The organism is Corynebacterium camporealensis (assembly GCF_000980815.1).
Lineage (GTDB): Bacteria > Actinomycetota > Actinomycetes > Mycobacteriales > Mycobacteriaceae > Corynebacterium > Corynebacterium camporealense.
Genome location: NZ_CP011311.1, coordinates 1,300,591 through 1,318,704 on the forward strand (window position 1 = coordinate 1,300,591; position 18,114 = coordinate 1,318,704).

Genomic DNA, 18,114 nt, shown 5'->3' on the forward strand with positions numbered 1-18,114 from the left:
ACCTAGCCACGACCAAGCGCGGGGTCGCGAGCAATAACATTGCCTGCGGCCCCGCTCTTTCCTTTCCTACTACTTTTAAGGAGCCTGATGCCCATCGTCAGCGACTCTGAGCTGCAACGACGCCGCACGGAGATTCTGATCGGCGCACGCAAGTGCTTTGCCGAGCATGGCTACGAAGGCGCGACGGTGCGACTGTTGGAAGAGGCCACGGGCAAATCCCGTGGTGCAATCTTTCATCACTTCGGTGACAAAGAGTCACTGTTTCTTGCACTGGCCCGCGAGGACGCTGCCCGCCAAGCAGAGGTCGTAGCGAACAACGGCCTGGTCGAAGTCATGAACGAGATGCTGCGGCATCCCGAAAGGCATGACTGGCTTGCCACCCGCCTGGAAATTACTTCCCTGCTGCGCACCGACCCGTCGTTTGCAGCACGCTGGAAAGATCACCAGGCGATCCTGGATGAAGCAGTGCGCGCCCGCTTGGAATCCAACGCTGAAAAAGGCCGCCTGCGCGAAGACGTCTCCATTGACACCCTCGTGCTTTACTTGGAGACCTTCATGGATGGATTCATCAACCGTTTGGCACTCGGTGACATTGAAGGACTCGAAGAAGTCCTGCACTTAGTGGAGCAATCCATCCGCCGCTAACCGCGGCAAGCACAGCGGAGAGCAAGCACCCACAGATCGACAAAGGGGCTTGGCACCACAATTGGTGTCCAAGCCCCTTTAGCTATGTCTCACTCACCCACGATGAGCACGAGCTTTCTCGCGAGCGCTCATCGGGTAAAAAGAAACTAAATGCTGTTGACGGCATCCTCACCGTCGACGAAAGCCAGCGGGCTAGCTGGGAACTTGTCGCGACCGACGACTTCAGTGACAACCTCGGCGACGAGCTCACGGGAAGTCTTAGTGGTGATGTTCTTCGAGTCATCCGGAACAACCTTGATGCCCTGGGACGGCTCCTCGGTCAGAGTGGATGGGCCGAGGATGACGAAGTCCAAGTCGGTATCCAGCAGTCGCTTATCAACGGCCTTCTTGGACTCGACGTAGGCGTACCAGCTTGCCTCATCCGGATCGGTGGTGTTGGTGGTAGCACCCAGGTAAGAAATCATCACATAAGCAGGGGCGTTGCCCTCTTTGTGGAGGTTTTCCAGTGCGTCGATGTTCTTCAGTGCTGCATCGCGGTCGACTGCCCAGGTGGCGTCGGCACCGGCACGGCCACCGTTGCCTGCGCCCCACACGACAACGTCATAGCCGCGGAGCAATTCTTCCCACTGGGAAACAGTCAGTTCAGTGACATCTGCAAGCACCGGGTTTGCGCCAAGCTCCTTGATGTCATCAAACTGCTCTTCCTTGCGGACCAAAGAATCCAAGGTATGACCGGCCTTGACCAGCTTGGGAGCAGCCAGCAGGCCAACCTTGCCGTGTCCGCCGATGTACAGAACCTTCTTCTTTGTATCAGTCATATTCGCCACCCTAACAGCGACTGCGCCCCGGTGCAGAAGCCCAGCGCAGGCCAGATACACTAGTAAGTATGTTTGCCATCATGACCGTCACCGGTGCCGACAGCACCGGCATCATCGCCGCTGTAACCACTGCCCTTGCTGAACTCGAAGTCAATATCGTCGATGTTTCGCAAACCCTGATGTCCGGTTACTTCACCATGATCCTGCGCGTGGAGTTCGACGAGAACAAGACTTCCATCCAAGAAATCCAGGAAAAGATGGGCCCGGTCTCCAAGGAGACTCAGCAGTCCATCCGCATCCAGTCGGAGTCCCTGTTCACCGCGATGAATGAGATTTAGAGCATGATTAACCGCTTTAACACCACGAGCATTCTCGACACCATCGAGATGATCGATAAGTATCGTCTCGACATCCGCACCGTCACCATGGGCATCTCCCTGATGGGTTGCACCCGCACCACCATGGAGGAGACCTGCCAGGCGATCTACGATCGCGTCTCCACGCAAGCTGCTCATCTGGTTGAGGTCTGCGAAGGCATCGAAGCCGAACTCGGTATCCCGATCGTCAACAAGCGTATCTCGGTTACCCCAATCTCCCTGGTCGTTGCCGGTGTCGACGGCAACCCAGTCGATGCTGCCAAGGCCCTGGACCGCGCCGCTAAGGAAGTCGGCGTTAACTTCGTCGGCGGCTACTCCGCTCTCGTCGAAAAGGGTGCGACCACCGCGGAAAAGAAGCTCATCAACTCCATTCCAGAGGCACTGTCTTCCACCGACGTGGTCTGCTCCTCGGTCAACATCGCATCTTCGCGTGCCGGCATCAACATGAATGCTGCTAAGCGCATGGGCGAAATCATCAAGGAAGCAGCAGACCTCACTGCCGAAGAATCCGCTATTGCCTGTGCCAAGCTGGTGGTCTTCGCCAATTCTGTCGGCGACAACCCGTTCATGGCCGGCGCTTTCCATGGCGTTGAAGAGCCTGACTGCGTCGTCTCCGTTGGCGTGTCCGGCCCAGGCGTTGTTGACCGCGCTCTGGGTTCGCTGGAGGGTGCCACTCTCGACCAGGTTGCTGAAGAGGTCAAGAAGGCCGCCTTCAAGATCACCCGTGCTGGTCAGCTCGTCGGCAACATGGCTTCCGAACGCCTCGGCGTGCCTTTCGGCATCATCGACCTGTCGCTGGCTCCGACTGCAGAACTCGGCGATTCTGTCGCCCACATTCTGGAGCACATGGGCTTGGACCAGGTCGGTACCCACGGCACCACCGCGGCGTTGGCACTGCTTAACGATGCCGTGAAGAAGGGCGGCATGATGGCTTGCTCGCGTGTTGGTGGTCTGTCGGGTTCCTTCATCCCGGTCTCTGAAGACAAGGGCATGATTGACGCGGTACGCTCTGGCTCCATTTCCATGGACAAGCTGGAAGCCATGACCGCTATCTGCTCGGTTGGCTTCGACATGATTGCCCTGCCGGGCGATACCTCGGCTGCCACCATCGCTGGCATGATTGCCGATGAAGCAGCCATCGGCGTGATGAATCATAAGACCACCGCCGTGCGCGTCATCCCGGTTCCGGGCAAGGACGTTGGCGACGAGGTCAGCTTCGGTGGCCTCCTGGGCTACGCCCCAGTCATTCCGGTAAACACCGTGGGTAATTCGACCTTCATCGAACGCGGCGGCTTTATCCCCGCGCCGGTGCACGGGTTCCGCAACTAAGACAAAAGCCGACTGGTTATCCAGTCGGCTTTTCCTTTCGGAACCTCTCGGTGAAGCGCTTCGTATTTCTGCGGATCAAGCGCTCCGCTACTTATCGGTGAAGCGCTAGGAACTAGCGCTTCACCCCTTTGGCGAGGAAGATAATCGAGCCCAAGCCACCGAAGAGAGTGGTTACGGCGCTCCAGACCCACTTCTTGCCGCGGATGCGGCGTGCGGGCAGGTGGTAAATCTTATGCCATGCGGTAAGAACTAGGCCGACCTCGACTGCGGCGGCAACACCAACGGCAACCTTGTTTTCGGTGCTCAGCTGGTCCCAGGATTTACGTGCTTGGTCCAGGATATCTGTATTGTTCATGCTGAAAGTCTAGCCCGCTGGTTACACTCGGATCCATGGCTGAACACAAAATCTTCAACATGGCCTTTGCTGATATCTACGACGCTTACGTCAACAAAGCAGAGCGCAAAGACCGCACCAAGGATGAGGTCGATGAAATCCTGCGCTGGTACACCGGTGCATCTGAAGAAGAGCTATCTTCCGCTGTCGAGGATCGCCGGACCATGCGGGAGTTCTTTGAGCAAGCTCCTGCCCTAAACCCCAATCGGGAGTTGATTACCGGCAGCGTGTGCGGTGTGAAGGTTCAGGAAGTCAGCGATCCGCTTATGCGCGAGATTCGCTTCCTCGACAAGCTCATTGATGAGCTTGCCAAGGGCAAAGCCATGGAGAAGACTAAGCGCTCCTAGGCGAGCTCGACGATCTCCATGTACTCGTCGGACCAGAGGTCCTCATCGCCATCGGGCATGATGATGACGCGTTCTGGATCCAGTGCCTTCACTGCGCCCGGGTCGTGGGTCACGAGTACCACTGCCCCGGTGTAGGTCTTAAGTGCGTCAAGCACCTGCTCACGCGAGATGGGGTCCAAGTTGTTGGTTGGCTCGTCGAGAAGCAGCACGTTCGCACGCGAGGACACCAACGTAGCCAGGGACAAACGAGTCTTCTCACCACCCGACAGCGTGCCAGCGGGCTGTTCCAGCTTGTCGCCGGAGAACATAAACGCACCGAGAAGGCCGCGTAGGTCCTGCTGACCGGCATCCGGGCAGGCGGCAATGGTGTTTTCCCAGACGCTTTGATCCGGGTCGATGTTGTCGTGTTCCTGTGCGAAGTAGCCAATGCGTAGGCCGTGACCGCTGACGATGCCGCCTTCACCATCGGTGCGTTCCACACCGGCAAGAAGTTTGAGCAAGGTAGTCTTGCCGGCACCGTTGTAGCCCAGAACGACTACGCGCGAGCCCTTGTCGATGGCGAGGTCAACACCGGCGAAGACTTCCAGCGAGCCATACATCTTGGTCAGTCCGGTGGCGTTCATCGGGGTCTTGCCGCACGGTGCTGGTTCCGGGAACTTGATGTGGGCGACCTTGTCGGCAACGCGTACTTCATCGAGCTCGTTCATCATGCGGTCAGCACGAGCCAGCATCTGCTTGGCAGCAGCCGCCTTAGTAGCCTTTGCACCCAGCTTGGCAGCCTGCTTTTGCAGTGCGGAGGCTTTCTTCTCTGCATTGGCGCGCTCGCGGCGACGACGGGCTTCGTCTGTGGCACGGGCGTCGAGGTACTTCTTAAAGCCCATGTTGTAGACGTCAGCCTCGGCACGCACGGCATCGAGGAACCAAATCTTGTTGCAGACTGCTTCCAGCAGGTCCACGTCGTGAGAAATCAGGACGAGGCCGCCTTCGTGCTTGGCGAGGAATCCACGCAACCAGGTAATGGAATCGGCATCCAGGTGGTTGGTGGGCTCATCGAGAAGCAAGGTGGTCTGGGACTTGCCGGAGCCTTCCGTGGCGGCGAAGAGAATCTGGGCAAGCTCCACACGGCGGCGCTGACCACCGGACAAAGTCTTCAGTTGCTGGTCCAGCACGCGCTGGGGCAGGCCGAGGTTGTCGCAGATCTGTGCACATTCGGCATCAGCTTCATAGCCGCCAAGTGCTTCGAAGCGCTCTTCTAGCCGAGAGAACTTATTGATGGCCTTATCGCGCTTATTGTCGTCAACATCAGACTCCATGATCTTCTGCTGCTTAAGCATCGAGCGCTTAATCTCATCCAGGCCACGTGCAGAAAGCACGCGGTCACGCGCGGTCTGCTCGATGTTGCCCTCACGCGAGTCCTGCGGAAGGTAACCAATGGGGCCCGAACGGGTCACCGAACCGCCATAAGGCTCGGTCTCCCCTGCCAGGATGCGCATGGTCGTCGTCTTGCCCGCACCATTGCGGCCGACCAGACCAATACGGTCGCCTGCCTGCACGCGCAGGTGCTGTCCCGGCGCATCAAGAAGCGTGCGGGAACCGACTCGGACCTCAAAATCATTGGTGACAATCACAAGGGATTAGTGTATCAATTCCCCGTCTAAGTCCAATTTTCGGCGGAGGTGAGGCTTTTGCCTTGGCCGTTCCTAGTTCTCCTGTGGGAGAAAAGAATAGGTGTTGAGTATCTCGTTGTGGATTATCAGTTCATAGTCAACACCCTGTTCCTCAGCCTTTTGTTGGAGGTTTCTAATCTCCTGGGCATTAAGGCGATTGAAAGCAATAACCAGTCCGCAGGCCACTATGAGGATTGTCGCCACAACAATGCCGACGATCCTCTTTGTTGGTTGTGCTGTTTGTGTCACGAAATCTATACCGCCTTTGCCTAATGTCGCATCGCCGATGGAAAGAGGATAAAGCTGTGCAAAATCTCTTAGCTACCCTAACCGAAACAGACGACTGACATGGAAATGGGTAGAGAAAAACCTCCGACATCTGGGTGATATCGGAGGCTCAATCGGTGGGAAGACTTAGACTGCGAAGCCCAGAGCCTGCAGCTGTTCGCGGCCTTCCTCGGTAATCATGTGCGGGCCCCACGGCGGCATCCAGACCCAGTTGACGTTGACGGCGTCGCAGACCTTGTTGCCCACGACGGCGTCGTCAATCTGCTCTGCGATGACATCGGTGAGCGGGCAGGCAGGCGAGGTCAGGGTCATGTTGACCTCAGCGACCTGCTTGCCGTCCTGCTCTTCGATCCACACGTCGTAGACCAGGCCGAGGTCAACGACGTTGATGCCGAGCTCCGGGTCAATAACGTCACGCATGAACTCGGTGACGTCGTAGGCCTTGGAGATCTGCTCTTCGGTTTGCTCCGGACGGGTCTTTTGGCCGTCGAAGTTAGAATTTTCGTTCTGGTATGGGTCTTGAGGTTCGGACATTTACTTCTCCAAATCTTTCAGTGCCTCGGCGGAAGCAGCCTGGAAAGCCTTCCAGCCCAACAGGGCGCACTTCACGCGGGCGGGGTACTGGGACACTCCAGCGAAGGCAACGCCGTCGCCGATGAGGTCTTCATCGCCTTCCAGCTTGCCACGGGAGGTGACCATCTTTTCGAACTCTTCGATCTTCTTTCCGGCATCCTCCAAGGACTGACCGATAATCTCTTCGGCCATCACGGAGGTTGAAGCCTGGGAAATGGAGCAGCCTTCAGCGTCGTAGGACACGTCTTCTACGGTGTTGCCGTCGTCGCTGAGCTTGACGCGCAAAGTCAGCTCGTCGCCGCAAGAAGGGTTCACGTGATGAACCTCGGCCTGGCCTTCGCGCAGGCCCGCGTACTGCGGGTGCTTATAGTGATCCAGGATCACGTCCTGGTACATGGAATCAAGATTCATTACTCATCAACCCTAAAGAACTTGCGTGCGTAAGCAATGGCGTTCGCGAGTGCTTCGACCTCTTCGCGGGTGTTGTAGAGGTAGAAGCTGGCACGTGCGGTGGACTGAGCACCCATCGCACGGTGTGCGGGCCACGCGCAGTGGTGGCCGACGCGAATGCATACGCCCTGATCATCGAGAACCTGCCCCAGATCGTGCGGGTGAATGCCTTCAACACTAAACGCGATGGCACCGCCACGATCGGTGGAGTCGGTTGGGCCGTAGATGTGCACGCCCGGGATATCCTGCAGCAGTTCCAAGGCGTAGCCAGTTAGTTCCTGCTCGTGGGCGTGGATGTTTTCCATGCCGATTTCGTTGAGGAACTTCACTGCGGCGCCCAAACCGACGACCTGGGAGGTCATCTGGGTGCCGGCCTCGAAACGCTGGGGCGGTTCCGCATAGGTCGTGCCTTCCATCTTGACTACCTCGATCATCGAGCCACCGGTCAAAAATGGTGGCAGCTTCGCGAGGTGCTCAGCCTTGCCGTAGAGCACGCCGACGCCACTCGGGCCACACATCTTGTGACCGGAAAAGGCGGCGAAATCGACGTCGAGGGCGTGGAAGTCGACCGGCATGTGCGGCACGGACTGGCAAGCATCGAGGACGACCAGGGCGTCGACGGCACGGGCGCGACGAACGAGTTCCTCGACGTCGGCCACGGCACCGGTGACGTTGGACTGATGCGTAAACGCAACGACCTTGACGGAGTCATCAAGTTCAAGCGAGTCCATGTCGATTCGACCATCCTCAGTGGTGGTGTACCACTTCAAGGTCGCACCAGTACGCTGACACAGCTCCTGCCACGGAACCAAGTTCGCGTGGTGCTCCAGCTCGGTGATGACGACGGTGTCGCCTTCGCCGACCTGCAGGTCCCCTGCGCGGGGATCACCGAGTGTGTAAGCCACCTCGTTGAGTGCCTCGGTCGCATTCTTGGTGAACGCGATCTCTTCTTCCTCAGCACCGACGAAGTCCGCAATAGCTGCGCGGGCATCTTCGTAGGCGTCGGTAGCTTCCTCAGCCAGCTGGTACGCGCCACGGTGAACCGGGGCGTTGGTGCCAAGCACAAAGTCCTGCTCAGCTTGCCACACTGGTTGGGGTCGTTGGGAAGTAGCACCCGAGTCGAGGTACACCAGCGGCTTATCACCGCGTACGGTGCGGCTCAGGATCGGGAACTGCTCCCGGATCGCATGAACATTGAGGTTCGACATCAGTCCTCTTCTTTTCCTTAAATTACTTCAGGAACTGGTCGTAGCCGCCAGCCTCGAGCTGGTCAGCCAGCTCAGCGCCGCCGGTTTCGACGATCTTGCCGTTTGCGAAGACGTGGACGTAGTCCGGCTTCACGTAGTTCAGGATGCGCTTGTAGTGGGTAATCATCAGGATGCCGCCGTTGGTCTCGTCCTGGTAGCGGTTGATGCCGTCAGAAACGATGCGCAGGGCGTCGACGTCCAGGCCGGAGTCGGTCTCATCCATGACGGCGAACTTCGGCTTCATGATGTCGAGCTGCATAACCTCGTGGCGCTTCTTCTCACCACCGGAGAAGCCCTCGTTCACGGAACGGGAAGCGAAAGACTTGTCGATGGCCAGTGCCTCGCGAGCCTCGGTCAGCTCCTTGTTCCACTCACGCAGCTTCGGTGCCTCACCGCGGACAGCGGTAACAGCAGAGCGCATGAACTGGGAAACCTTCACGCCCGGCACCTCGGTCGGGTACTGCATAGCCAGGAAGAGGCCAGCGCGTGCGCGCTCGTCAACTTCCATCTCCAGGACGTTTTCGCCATCCAGCAGTACTTCACCGGAGGTGACTTCGTACTTCGGGTGGCCAGCCAGGGTGTAAGCCAAGGTGGACTTGCCGGAGCCGTTCGGACCCATCACGGCATGGGTCTCACCGGAGTTGATGGTCAGGTTGACGCCCTTGAGGATTTCCTTCGGCTCTGCGTTGTCGTCGGAGGGCAGGACCTGCGCGTGGAGGTTCTTGATTTCCAAAGTAGACATATTTATTTCCTTACTTCGTTGAAGGGGTGCGTTAGGCGGAGATCTTTTCGAGTTCCTCGGCGATGCGCTCTTCGAGCTCATTCTGCAGGGACTCGACCGGAATGCGGTGGATTACCTCGTTGAAGAAGCCACGGATGATCAGGCGGCGTGCCTCGACCTCCGGGATGCCGCGGGACATGAGGTAGAACAACTCGATGTCGTCGAAGCGGCCCACGGTAGCAGCGTGGCCTGCGCCCACGATTTCGCCGGTTTCGATCTCGAGGTTCGGGATCGCATCGGCGCGTGCGCCTTCAGTAAGGATGAGGTTGTTGTTGGTCTCGTAGGTGTCGGTACCCTGTGCGTTAGCGCGGATGAGCACGTCACCCACCCAGCAGGTGCGAGCTTCCTGGCGGCTGCCTTCTTCAGCACCCTGCGTACCCTGCAGTGCGCCCTTGTACATGACGTTAGAGCGGCAGTTCGGTACGGAGTGGTCAACCAGCATGCGGTTTTCAAAGTACTGACCGCGGTCTGCGAAGTAGACGCCAAGCAGTTCTGCGTCGCCGCCCGGTGCGTTGAAGTTCACGCGCGGGACGATGCGGACAACTTCGCCACCGAAGATGGCGGAGTTGTGGCGCAGGACGGCGTCGCGGCCGACCATAGCGACCTGGTTGGACAGGTGAACAGCGTCGTTCTCCCAGTCAACGTCGACGACCACGGTGAGGTTAGCGCCATCGTTAAGCAGGAACTCCACGTTATCTGCGTGGGTGCCGGAACCAACGTACTTCAGCACGACGGTGGCCTCAGCGTGGCGGCCGACCTCGATGGAGGTAGCGCCAAAGGAGGTCACGCCCTCGCCCTTACCAGTGATGGTGATAACCACCGGCTCTTCGACCTTGGTGTCTGGCTCGATGGTGACAACCTGGCCCTCCGGCATGGAGGTCCAAGCCTGAGCAGCCACGCGGTCGGCAGGCTTGCCGACGCGACCCAGGCGCTCATCGTCAGCAGCAACAGTTTCGCTGGTGACGCCGGGGTGCTCGGTCACCTGGATGTCCTGCGCAACTGCCTCAGCAAACTCGCCGTTGTGGAGTCCGCGCAGCTTGCGCAGGGAGATAAAGCGCCAGACCTCGTCGCGGCCCTGCGGGATAGCGAAGTCTTCCACGTTGGTCGAGGTGAAAACATCGCCCTTGGTGACCTTATCCGGGTTGAATTCGTTCGAAGCGACCATTATTTAGCCGACCGATCCTTCCATTTGCAGTTCGATGAGGCGGTTGAGCTCCAGTGCGTACTCCATCGGCAGCTCCTTGGCGATGGGCTCGACGAAGCCGCGGACGATCATCGCCATTGCCTCTTCCTCTTCCAGTCCACGCGACATCAGGTAGAACAACTGCTCCTCCGAGACCTGCGAGACGGTTGCCTCGTGGCCCAGGGTCACATGGTCGTTACGGATGTCGTTGTACGGGTATGTGTCCGAACGCGAGATGTTATCGACCAGCAAGGCGTCACATTCCACATTCGAGGTGGAGTGATGCGCATCCTTGTTGATCTGCACCAGGCCGCGGTAAGCAGCGCGGCCGCCGGCGCGTGCAACGGACTTGGACACGATGTTGGAGGAGGTGTGCGGAGCCATGTGGGTCATCTTCGCACCGGTGTCCTGGAACTGGCCTTCACCTGCGAAAGCCACGGACAGAACCTCACCCTTAGCGTGCGGACCGGTCATCCAGACTGCCGGGTACTTCATGGTCACCTTGGAGCCGATGTTGCCATCGACCCATTCCATGGTGCCGCCCTCGTCCACCTTGGTGCGCTTGGTCACCAAGTTGTAGACATTGTTAGACCAGTTCTGGATGGTGGTGTAGCGGCAGCGGCCGCCCTTCTTGACCACGATTTCCACCACGGCGGAGTGCAGGGAGTCCGACTTGTAAATCGGAGCAGTGCAGCCCTCGACGTAGTGCACGTAAGCGTCCTCATCCACGATGATGAGGGTGCGCTCGAACTGGCCCATGTTCTCGGTGTTAATGCGGAAGTAGGCCTGCAGCGGGATGTCCACGTGGACTCCCGGCGGAACGTAGATGAAGGAGCCACCGGACCACACAGCGGAGTTCAGTGCGGAAAACTTGTTGTCACCAGCCGGAATGACGGTGCCGAAGTGCTCCTTGAACAGCTCTTCGTGCTCACGCAGTGCGGTATCGGTATCGACGAAGATAACGCCCTGACGCTCCAGGTCCTCACGAATCTGGTGGTAGACCACCTCGGACTCGTACTGGGCTGCCACACCGGCGACCAGACGCTGCTTCTCTGCCTCCGGAATACCCAGCTTGTCGTAGGTTTCCTTAATGTCGTCAGGCAGATCGTCCCAGGTCTGAGCCTGTTCCTCGGTCGACTTCACGTAGTACTTAATGTTGTCGAAGTCGATGCCGGAGAGGTCTGCACCCCAGGTAGGCAAAGGCTTCTTATCGAAGATATTCAGGGCCTTCAGACGCTGGTTCAGCATCCATTCCGGCTCACCCTTCTTGGCGGAAATATCGCGGACAACGTCCTCGTTGAGGCCGCGGCGTGCAGAAGCACCTGCCGCATCCGAGTCGTGCCAGCCGTACTCATAGGCGCCAATAGAGTCGATGATTTCATCATCGGTCATCTTGGTACCGGGCGCTGGTTGTGCCTGGGTCATGACCCGCTCCTTTCGGTGTTGGTGTGGTCAGTGGCGATGGAGGCTTCCACCGCCGTCAGGGGGATGTTTGTAGTACAGATTCCGTGGCCACTAGCAATAGAGGCCAAGGGCTGTACGTGTTTGCCTAATAGGGCGGAAAAGACTTCCTGTTCCGCCTCACACAGCTCCGGGTGCTCCTCCGCCACATGGGCGATGGGGCAATGATGCTGGCAGATCTGGACACCGCCACCGGCGTTCGACACCGTTGCGGCATATCCATGTTCGTCCAGAACCTCCGCCAGTTTACGCGCTACCTTTTCGGGCGATTCACCCTCCTGCGCTAAAGGCTTGACGTCGGCCACTAAGCGCTCGAAACGAGCCTTGGCAAAGTGCTTGACAGCCTCACTACCTCCTGCTTCACGCAGGGCTTGCAAAGCTTCAGCAGCCAACTCGTCATAGGCATGCCCGAAGTGGGCGCGTCCCCGGTCAGTAAGACGGAAGTGCTTGGCTGGTCGCCCGCGGCCAGCCGATGCCCCATTGGGGCCCACCCGGCGGCGTTGGACAATCTCAGTAAGTCCTTCCTCCAACAAAATGTCTAGGTGCCGACGAATGCCGGCGGCCGACAGGCCTAAACGCTCAGCCACAGCAGAAGCAGTCACGGGACCGTCTTTGAGCAACATCAACATGATCTGCCGACGGGTATCCCCCTCGGTCGTACGAGTTTCCTTCGCGTGGGAAGGATCTCGGTCACTACCGCGCTGGTGCACGCGGGCATTGGTGCGCGAGGTCGTCACCGAGAAAACACCTCCTCGAAGTTTGAAAGCTTCTTGCTGTGGCAAGCGTCTACCTTTTAGACAACACTAGTGTTCCTTAATTCCGCGCGGAATGCCACCATGGCACGCCACAGGCACTTTTTATCTCCTAACGCGTATGGTTTATACCCATGAAGTTTCCTTTCGGGGGCTTCCTCCAGGGAGTCACACAAGAGCTACCGCGCATCGGTACTGCGGGTTCGCGTTCGGCATTGCTGCATGCTGACGACCCGACCGCTGCTACCCCTAGCTCCCGATTCGACTTCGGCCCCCGCGATGCCCAGGGCGTTGCCCGCGGCACCATTGCCCAGCTCCGACGCTTCTTCATCCTGCGCTGGATGGGCACCATTGGCTCGCTGTTTATTGCAGTAGGCGCACTCGGTGCCGGCGCTCTCCCGGTCGTCGGCAATCCCTATGACAATCTGCCGCTGGGCTCACTGATGTCGCGCATGCTGCAGGCATCGTCAGCTCTAGTGATGCTCGGCGTGGGCATGCTGGTGACCGCCTGGGTGCTCATGGCGAGATTCGTCGGCACGCCCTACCGCGGCAATTCCGGTTCCCGCTGGGTAAGCACGTCTCAGCTCTGGCGCACCTGGGTCGGCTGGATTCTGCCGCTGGTGTTTACCGCACCGCTTTTTACCCAAGACATCTATTCCTATCTCGCCCAAGGCTCCATCGTCGCCCAGGGCATGGACCCTTATGCCGCCGGACCAGTTCAGTTGCTGGGTGCGGAAAATGAGCTCGCACGCTCGGTTCCCTTTATCTGGGCCAACTCCCCTTCTCCTTATGGCCCCGTCGCACTCGCCCTTGCCGGGCTTATCAGCATCATTAGCTCAGACACCATCGTCATCGGCGTGCTGCTCCACCGCGTCGTCTCTGTCTTAGGCGTCATTGCTGCCGGCTGGGCACTGACGCATCTAGCTCAACGATGCCGCGTCTCCCCCGCCGTCGCACTATGGCTCGGCATCCTCAATCCGCTGACCATCCTGCACCTGATTGGCGGTATCCACAACGAGTCCATCATGTTGGGCTTAGCCCTAGTGGGTGTGGAGTTGGGCCTGCGCGGCATCGCAAAGCTGCGCGCCGATGAGCGCTGGCTACCACTGCTCTGTGCATCAGGCGCACTGATTTCTTGCGCCGGCATGGTCAAGGTCACCGGCTTTATCGGACTTGGCTTCGTGGGCATGGCACTCGCCCGCGCCCTGGTGGAGAAGAAAGAACAGAAAGCCTGGGTTGCCATCGTGTTGGCAGCATTGCTGCACCTTGCCATCCTGGTAGCCACCATTGCTCTGGTCACCCTGCTCACCGGCATCGGCTTGGGCTGGATTACCGGCCAGGGTGGCGCGGCGACGATTCGCTCCTGGCTCTCGGTCTCGACTGCCTTGGGCGTTGCCAGTGGCTTTTTAGGCATGCTGCTGGGCTTGGGCGACCATACGGATGCCGTGCTGACTGTAACCCGCACCGTGGGGGTAACCATCGCCGCAGCGTTTATGGTCCGCATGCTCTTTGCGACATTCCGAGGTTCCATCCACCCCATTGGCGGGCTGGGAATCTCTTCCCTGATGCTGGTCGTGCTCTTTCCGGTAGTACACCCCTGGTATATTCTATGGGCTGTATTCCCGCTGGCAGCATGGGCAAACCGCTTTATCTTCCGTGTCGCCGTGATGCTGTATTCCGGCGCGATGAGCTTCTTTGTCCTGCCACGCGGATTAGGACTACCCCCGCTGACCGTGCTGGCAATTTACTTAGCTGCCATTGGTTCTTATCTGGCGGTGATGGGAATCTGGTGGGTATTGTTACGCCGTTCGGGCATTCGTATCCTAGACTAAAAGGTTGTGACTGCAACTTTTGATGGACTAGCTCTCGAACTTCGCGATGTGACGAAGCGCTTTGGTTCCAAGACCGCTGTCTCGAACCTGAGTATTTCCGTCCCGCGGGGCCAAGTAGTCTGCCTGCTCGGCCCTAATGGCGCTGGTAAGACCACCACCATCGAAATGTGCGAAGGCTTTCTCAAGCCCACCTCTGGTGACGTACGCGTCTTAGGCCTCAACCCGGCAGCAGAGCCTGACAAACTGCGCTCGCGCATCGGCATCATGCTCCAAGGCGGAGGTGCCTACTCCGGTATTCGCGTACGCGAAATGCTGCACCTGGCTGCCCGCTACAACGCCGATCCCATCGACCCGGACTGGTTGCTGAAGACTTTGGGTCTAGAAGGTGTCGCTAAGACCACCTACCGCCGCCTCTCCGGTGGCCAGCAGCAACGCCTGTCGCTGGCCCAAGCCATCATCGGCAGGCCGGAGCTCGTCTTCCTGGATGAGCCCACCGCCGGCTTGGATGCCCAGTCCCGCCTGGCGGTCTGGGACTTAATTTCTGCACTGCGTGCCGACGGGGTAACCATCGTGTTGACCACGCACCTGATGGATGAAGCCCAAGCGCTCGCCGACCACGTCATCATCATTGACCACGGCGAATTGGTCACGAAGGGCTCGCCGAAGGAACTGATTGCTGCCGGAAGCAATTCTGGCCTGACTTTCGATACCGCTACCCAAGTCGACCTTGCAGCCTTGGCAAAGGCTGGGGTTGAAGCAACCAGTTCTCGGCCGCTGCGCTACCGGGTGGCGGGTAAGCCGGGCCCGGAGGACATCGCAAAGCTCACGCACGAACTGGCCCGCCAGGGTGTGCAGCTGCAGCATCTGGATGCCGCACACGGCAACCTCGAAGACATTTTCTTAGAGCTCACCGGCCGCGAGCTGCGTAGTTAGGCAACCAGGAGGATAGAACATGGACAAAACTTTCGCTCCCGGGACCTTTACTCCCCGCCCAAAGCGCGCCAGCATCGGCCAGATGGCCTGGGCGCAGGGCGTGATCGAATCCAAGCTCATGCTGCGGCATGGCGAACAGCTCCTGCTGAGCATCATCATCCCGCTCGCCCTGCTTTTTGGCGCCGACCGCATGCAGGATATCTCGGGCTTGACCCTGGACGAGGTCTTCCCGTTGATTCTGGCGATTGCGGCGACCTCTGCCGGCTTTACTGGCCAGGCCATCTCCGTGGCCTTTGACCGGCGCTATGGCGCTCTCAAACGCACGGGCGCCTCCGGTGTGCCGGCGTGGACGATTATCGCCGGCAAAGTCATGGCGGTCTGCTCCATGGTGATTGTGCAGGTGGTCATTCTTGGCACTGCCGCGGCAATCATGGGCCTGCGCATTCCGCTATCTGGCTTAGCTCTGGGCGCACTACTGCTCATCTTGGGCGTGACATCGTTTACCGCACTGGGCCTGCTACTGGGCGGAACGCTGAATTCCGAAGCGGTTCTGGCACTGGCGAACCTGCTGTGGTTCCTGCTGCTGGGTGCTGCCGGTTGGGCGCTATATAGCCAGGGCTTGGGCGATAACGGCCTCGTCACACTCATCCCGACTGTTGCCTTGGCAGGCGGATTTGCCGATGCCTTTTCGGGCCACTTCCCCGGCTTAGAAATCGCCGTGCTTGCCGGCTGGGCTGTCGTTGCGTCGTATTTGGCGACCAAATGGTTCCGCTTTGACGTCTAAATGTGACTTTTAACAAGTATGTAATTTTATTTTCAGATTGACGAAAAACCCAGGTAATCTATATGACCGTGAACCCTTGGACTAAGACTCGAAACTTTTTCCGCGACTCCGTGCCCTCAGTGAAGACCCAGCGGGTCATCGCCATGATCCTGCTGCTGTGCCAGGGCGGTATTACCGTATCTGGCTCCATCGTGCGCGTGACCGGCTCCGGCCTGGGTTGTATCACCTGGCCGAACTGCCACCCCGGCTCCCTGGTGCCGCTGGAAGGCGCTGCACCGCTTATCCACCAGGTCATTGAGTTCGGCAACCGCCTGCTGACCTTCGTGGTGGGCGCTGCTGCCGTCGCCGCGATCGTCGCGATGTACATGGCCCGCCGCCGCAAGGAACTGAAGGTCTATGCCTGGCTGTCCTTTGGCGGTGTGGTTCTGCAGGCACTGATTGGCGCTGCTTCGGTCTTCCTGGAGCTGCGCTGGTGGGCAGTCGCACTGCACTTCCTGCCGTCGATGGTGCTGGTCTGGATCGCCGCAATGCTCTTCTCCCGCATCCGCGAGGCTGACGATGGTGTCAAAACCCGCAAGTTCCCGGAGCAGATCCGCATGCTTGCCGTCATTGCCGCTATCGCGCTTGCCGTCGTGCTGATTACCGGCACCATGGTCACCGGCTCCGGTGTCCACTCCGGTGACTCCGGTGTGGGCATGGAAGGCCGCCTGGATGTCGATACTGAAATCATGGCCGTTATTCACGCCATCTGCATGTACGTCTACCTGGGCTTCACCCTGATTGTCACGGTCATGCTCTACCGCTCCAACGCACCGAAGGTCACCAAGCAGGCCGCCTGGGTTCTGATTGTCTGCATCCTTATCCAGTGGGCAATCGGCGTTATCCAGTTCTACCTGTCCATCCCGCGCTGGACCGTTCCGGTTCACATCGGTATGTCCTCGGTAGTGACCGCCTTTACCGCCCTGCTGTGGGCACACGGTTTGCGCCGCGAAGGTGGCTCTGAGGACCTGCGCTCTGGCTCTGTCGAGGGCGACAACAAACACCGCGAGGTCGTTCACGCTTAAAGCCAAGAAAGGCTTTCATTCATCATCCGCCCGCTTCGTCGAATCCCACGAAGAGGGCGGATTTTTCTATTGCTAGACCAGGCCTGCCCCGCCCCCGATGTGATGGATCTACACATAGTGCAAGTGAACTCAGTTAACCTGGAAGAATGCATGCTATTCAGGTCACAGAAACCGGCGGCCCCGAGGTCCTGCGCTACGCGGAGGTAGACTCCCCACAGCCGCAGTCCCATGAAGTCTTAGTGGACGTCATCGTTGCTGGTGTCAACTACATTGACACCTACTACCGCGAAGGCATCTACAACGCCGCTACGCCCTTTATCGCGGGTCTGGAAGGCACCGGACGCGTCGTGCACGACCCCAAGGGCGAGATTGCCCCGGGCACCATGGTCGCCTGGGACCACGCCTTTGGCTCTTATGCCGAACAGGTCTGCGTGAGCCGCGACCGCCTGGTTGCCGTGCCGGAGGAGATTTCTTCCGACGTCGCCGGCTCCATGCTCTTACAAGGCATGACCGCCCATTACCTCACCCACGGCGTCTACCAGCTCGGTGAAGGCGCTAGCTGCCTCGTCACCGCCGGTGCCGGTGGCGTCGGCCTCATCCTTACCCAGATGGCCAAGGCACTGGGTGCCACCGTCTACTCCGTGGTTTCGTCGCCAGAGAAAGAAAAGCTCGCCTACGAAGCTGGTGCCGACCAAGTCTTCTTCTACGACAGCGGTCTGGCTGAGCGCGTACGCCGCTACAACGGCGGCCGCGGCGTCGACGTCGTTTACGACGGCGTGGGCAAAGACACCTTCCAGGAGTCCTTAGAAGCCGTCCGCCCGCGCGGCACCGTCGCACTCTTTGGCGCGGCCTCTGGCGCCGTGGAACCCATCGATCCACAGATCCTCAACAGCCACGGCTCCATCTTCCTCACCCGCCCCTCCTTGGGCGCCTGGACCTCCCAGGAAGGCGAGTTCCAGATGCGTGCCCAAGCAGTCGTGCAAATGCTTCTCGATGGCGACATCACCTTCAACGTCACTGCCAGCTACCCACTCAAAGACGCCGAGCAAGCCCACCGCGACCTCCAAGAGCGCAAGACCACCGGCTCCATCATCCTCCGCGTCCGCGAGGATGAATCGAACTAGTTCGATTCATCGCACAACGCGATTCGACGCTCTGACGGCGCAAACCCCTGGTGAAGCAGTTCATT

At 59.1% G+C, this 18,114-nt stretch carries 20 protein-coding genes; 9 read left to right on the forward strand and 11 right to left on the reverse strand.

The genetic code is table 11. The annotated features are described in order from the left end of the window. Window positions 1–87 precede the first annotated feature (87 nt). The gene (locus tag UL81_RS06060) at window positions 88–645 is read left to right on the forward strand and encodes a TetR/AcrR family transcriptional regulator (protein ID WP_035104665.1); all 558 of its coding nucleotides are present in this window, start codon (window positions 88–90) and stop codon (window positions 643–645) included. 146 nt (window positions 646–791) lie between these two features. On the opposite strand, the gene UL81_RS06065 is transcribed toward UL81_RS06060, so the two are convergent. Beyond that, complete coding sequence (locus UL81_RS06065) at window positions 792–1,463, reverse strand: NAD(P)H-binding protein (protein WP_035104667.1); 672 nt, start codon at window positions 1,461–1,463, stop codon at window positions 792–794. 68 nt (window positions 1,464–1,531) lie between these two features. Between UL81_RS06065 and UL81_RS06070 the strand changes: the two genes are divergently transcribed. Together UL81_RS06070 and UL81_RS06075 are read left to right on the forward strand one after the other, a co-directional pair. Then, window positions 1,532–1,801 (forward strand): ACT domain-containing protein, encoded by a 270-nt coding sequence (locus UL81_RS06070; protein ID WP_035104669.1) that lies wholly within the window; start codon window positions 1,532–1,534, stop codon window positions 1,799–1,801. A 3-nt stretch (window positions 1,802–1,804) separates the two neighbouring features. Next, window positions 1,805–3,169, forward strand: coding sequence for a PFL family protein (locus UL81_RS06075; protein WP_035104671.1), 1,365 nt, complete (start codon window positions 1,805–1,807; stop codon window positions 3,167–3,169). A 112-nt stretch (window positions 3,170–3,281) separates the two neighbouring features. Here the strand turns inward: UL81_RS06075 and UL81_RS06080 are convergent, their stop codons facing one another. After that, window positions 3,282–3,524, reverse strand: a complete 243-nt coding sequence (locus UL81_RS06080) for a hypothetical protein (protein WP_046453389.1) — start codon at window positions 3,522–3,524, stop codon at window positions 3,282–3,284. 35 nt (window positions 3,525–3,559) lie between these two features. Here UL81_RS06080 and UL81_RS06085 point away from each other — a divergent pair, with 35 nt between their 5' ends. Then, a complete protein-coding gene (locus UL81_RS06085; RefSeq protein WP_035104672.1) occupies window positions 3,560–3,910 on the forward strand; it encodes a DUF2200 domain-containing protein in 351 nt (116 codons plus the stop codon). Here the strand turns inward: UL81_RS06085 and UL81_RS06090 are convergent. The 9 genes from UL81_RS06090 to UL81_RS06130 all read right to left on the reverse strand — a co-directional run bounded on the left by UL81_RS06090 (window position 3,907) and on the right by UL81_RS06130 (window position 12,189). Next, entirely contained in the window at window positions 3,907–5,538 is a 1,632-nt protein-coding gene (locus tag UL81_RS06090) for an ABC-F family ATP-binding cassette domain-containing protein (RefSeq protein WP_046453390.1), read from the reverse strand. The two genes, UL81_RS06085 and UL81_RS06090, sit on opposite strands and share 4 nt — an antisense overlap. Window positions 5,539–5,610: 72 nt before the next feature. Beyond that, on the reverse strand, window positions 5,611–5,826 hold the full coding sequence (locus UL81_RS06095; protein ID WP_035104675.1) for a hypothetical protein: 216 nt from the start codon (window positions 5,824–5,826) through the stop codon (window positions 5,611–5,613). 165 nt (window positions 5,827–5,991) lie between these two features. Then, window positions 5,992–6,399 carry a metal-sulfur cluster assembly factor gene (locus tag UL81_RS06100; RefSeq protein ID WP_035104677.1) on the reverse strand — a complete coding sequence of 136 codons (408 nt, stop codon included), beginning with the start codon at window positions 6,397–6,399 and terminating at the stop codon, window positions 5,992–5,994. Next, the gene (gene sufU / locus UL81_RS06105; protein ID WP_035104678.1) at window positions 6,400–6,849 is read right to left on the reverse strand and encodes a Fe-S cluster assembly sulfur transfer protein SufU; all 450 of its coding nucleotides are present in this window, start codon (window positions 6,847–6,849) and stop codon (window positions 6,400–6,402) included. It abuts the gene before it with no gap. Next, window positions 6,849–8,096 carry a cysteine desulfurase gene (locus tag UL81_RS06110; protein ID WP_035104680.1) on the reverse strand — a complete coding sequence of 416 codons (1,248 nt, stop codon included), beginning with the start codon at window positions 8,094–8,096 and terminating at the stop codon, window positions 6,849–6,851. The genes sufU and UL81_RS06110 overlap by 1 nt, the downstream gene beginning before the upstream one ends. Before the next feature lie 22 nt (window positions 8,097–8,118). Beyond that, window positions 8,119–8,877, reverse strand: coding sequence for a Fe-S cluster assembly ATPase SufC (sufC, locus tag UL81_RS06115; RefSeq protein WP_035104682.1), 759 nt, complete (start codon window positions 8,875–8,877; stop codon window positions 8,119–8,121). Between the two features lie 31 nt (window positions 8,878–8,908). Further along, window positions 8,909–10,081 (reverse strand): Fe-S cluster assembly protein SufD, encoded by a 1,173-nt coding sequence (gene sufD / locus UL81_RS06120; RefSeq protein WP_035104683.1) that lies wholly within the window; start codon window positions 10,079–10,081, stop codon window positions 8,909–8,911. Window positions 10,082–10,084: 3 nt separating this feature from the next. Continuing rightward, window positions 10,085–11,524, reverse strand: a complete 1,440-nt coding sequence (sufB, locus tag UL81_RS06125; RefSeq protein ID WP_035104684.1) for a Fe-S cluster assembly protein SufB — start codon at window positions 11,522–11,524, stop codon at window positions 10,085–10,087. Further along, window positions 11,521–12,189: a helix-turn-helix transcriptional regulator gene (locus UL81_RS06130; RefSeq protein ID WP_236684529.1), complete on the reverse strand. Its 669-nt coding sequence runs from the start codon at window positions 12,187–12,189 to the stop codon at window positions 11,521–11,523. Before UL81_RS06130 ends, sufB begins: the two co-directional genes overlap by 4 nt. Before the next feature lie 257 nt (window positions 12,190–12,446). Between UL81_RS06130 and mptB the strand changes: the two genes are divergently transcribed. The 5 genes from mptB (at window position 12,447) to UL81_RS06155 (ending at window position 18,049) form a co-directional block, all read left to right on the forward strand. Next, on the forward strand, window positions 12,447–14,144 hold the full coding sequence (gene mptB, locus UL81_RS06135) for a polyprenol phosphomannose-dependent alpha 1,6 mannosyltransferase MptB (protein ID WP_046453391.1): 1,698 nt from the start codon (window positions 12,447–12,449) through the stop codon (window positions 14,142–14,144). 6 nt (window positions 14,145–14,150) lie between these two features. Beyond that, on the forward strand, window positions 14,151–15,077 hold the full coding sequence (locus UL81_RS06140) for an ABC transporter ATP-binding protein (protein WP_035104686.1): 927 nt from the start codon (window positions 14,151–14,153) through the stop codon (window positions 15,075–15,077). Between the two features lie 19 nt (window positions 15,078–15,096). Beyond that, complete coding sequence (locus UL81_RS06145; protein WP_035104687.1) at window positions 15,097–15,861, forward strand: ABC transporter permease; 765 nt, start codon at window positions 15,097–15,099, stop codon at window positions 15,859–15,861. Between the two features lie 62 nt (window positions 15,862–15,923). Continuing rightward, entirely contained in the window at window positions 15,924–16,925 is a 1,002-nt protein-coding gene (locus UL81_RS06150; protein ID WP_035104689.1) for a COX15/CtaA family protein, read from the forward strand. A 146-nt stretch (window positions 16,926–17,071) separates the two neighbouring features. Beyond that, window positions 17,072–18,049, forward strand: coding sequence for a quinone oxidoreductase family protein (locus UL81_RS06155; protein WP_046453392.1), 978 nt, complete (start codon window positions 17,072–17,074; stop codon window positions 18,047–18,049). Window positions 18,050–18,114: the final 65 nt, after the last annotated feature.

Coding starts and splice junctions, on each gene's coding strand:
- UL81_RS06060 (WP_035104665.1), top strand. CDS start 88: ATGCCCATCGTCAGCGACTCTGAGCTGCAACGACGCCGCACGGAGATT.
- UL81_RS06065 (WP_035104667.1), bottom strand. CDS start 1,463: ATGACTGATACAAAGAAGAAGGTTCTGTACATCGGCGGACACGGCAAG.
- UL81_RS06070 (WP_035104669.1), top strand. CDS start 1,532: ATGTTTGCCATCATGACCGTCACCGGTGCCGACAGCACCGGCATCATC.
- UL81_RS06075 (WP_035104671.1), top strand. CDS start 1,805: ATGATTAACCGCTTTAACACCACGAGCATTCTCGACACCATCGAGATG.
- UL81_RS06080 (WP_046453389.1), bottom strand. CDS start 3,524: ATGAACAATACAGATATCCTGGACCAAGCACGTAAATCCTGGGACCAG.
- UL81_RS06085 (WP_035104672.1), top strand. CDS start 3,560: ATGGCTGAACACAAAATCTTCAACATGGCCTTTGCTGATATCTACGAC.
- UL81_RS06100 (WP_035104677.1), bottom strand. CDS start 6,399: ATGTCCGAACCTCAAGACCCATACCAGAACGAAAATTCTAACTTCGAC.
- sufU (WP_035104678.1), bottom strand. CDS start 6,849: ATGAATCTTGATTCCATGTACCAGGACGTGATCCTGGATCACTATAAG.
- UL81_RS06110 (WP_035104680.1), bottom strand. CDS start 8,096: ATGTCGAACCTCAATGTTCATGCGATCCGGGAGCAGTTCCCGATCCTG.
- sufC (WP_035104682.1), bottom strand. CDS start 8,877: ATGTCTACTTTGGAAATCAAGAACCTCCACGCGCAGGTCCTGCCCTCC.
- sufD (WP_035104683.1), bottom strand. CDS start 10,081: ATGGTCGCTTCGAACGAATTCAACCCGGATAAGGTCACCAAGGGCGAT.
- sufB (WP_035104684.1), bottom strand. CDS start 11,524: ATGACCCAGGCACAACCAGCGCCCGGTACCAAGATGACCGATGATGAA.
- UL81_RS06130 (WP_236684529.1), bottom strand. CDS start 12,189: ATGTTGATGTTGCTCAAAGACGGTCCCGTGACTGCTTCTGCTGTGGCT.
- mptB (WP_046453391.1), top strand. CDS start 12,447: ATGAAGTTTCCTTTCGGGGGCTTCCTCCAGGGAGTCACACAAGAGCTA.
- UL81_RS06145 (WP_035104687.1), top strand. CDS start 15,097: ATGGACAAAACTTTCGCTCCCGGGACCTTTACTCCCCGCCCAAAGCGC.
- UL81_RS06150 (WP_035104689.1), top strand. CDS start 15,924: ATGACCGTGAACCCTTGGACTAAGACTCGAAACTTTTTCCGCGACTCC.
- UL81_RS06155 (WP_046453392.1), top strand. CDS start 17,072: ATGCATGCTATTCAGGTCACAGAAACCGGCGGCCCCGAGGTCCTGCGC.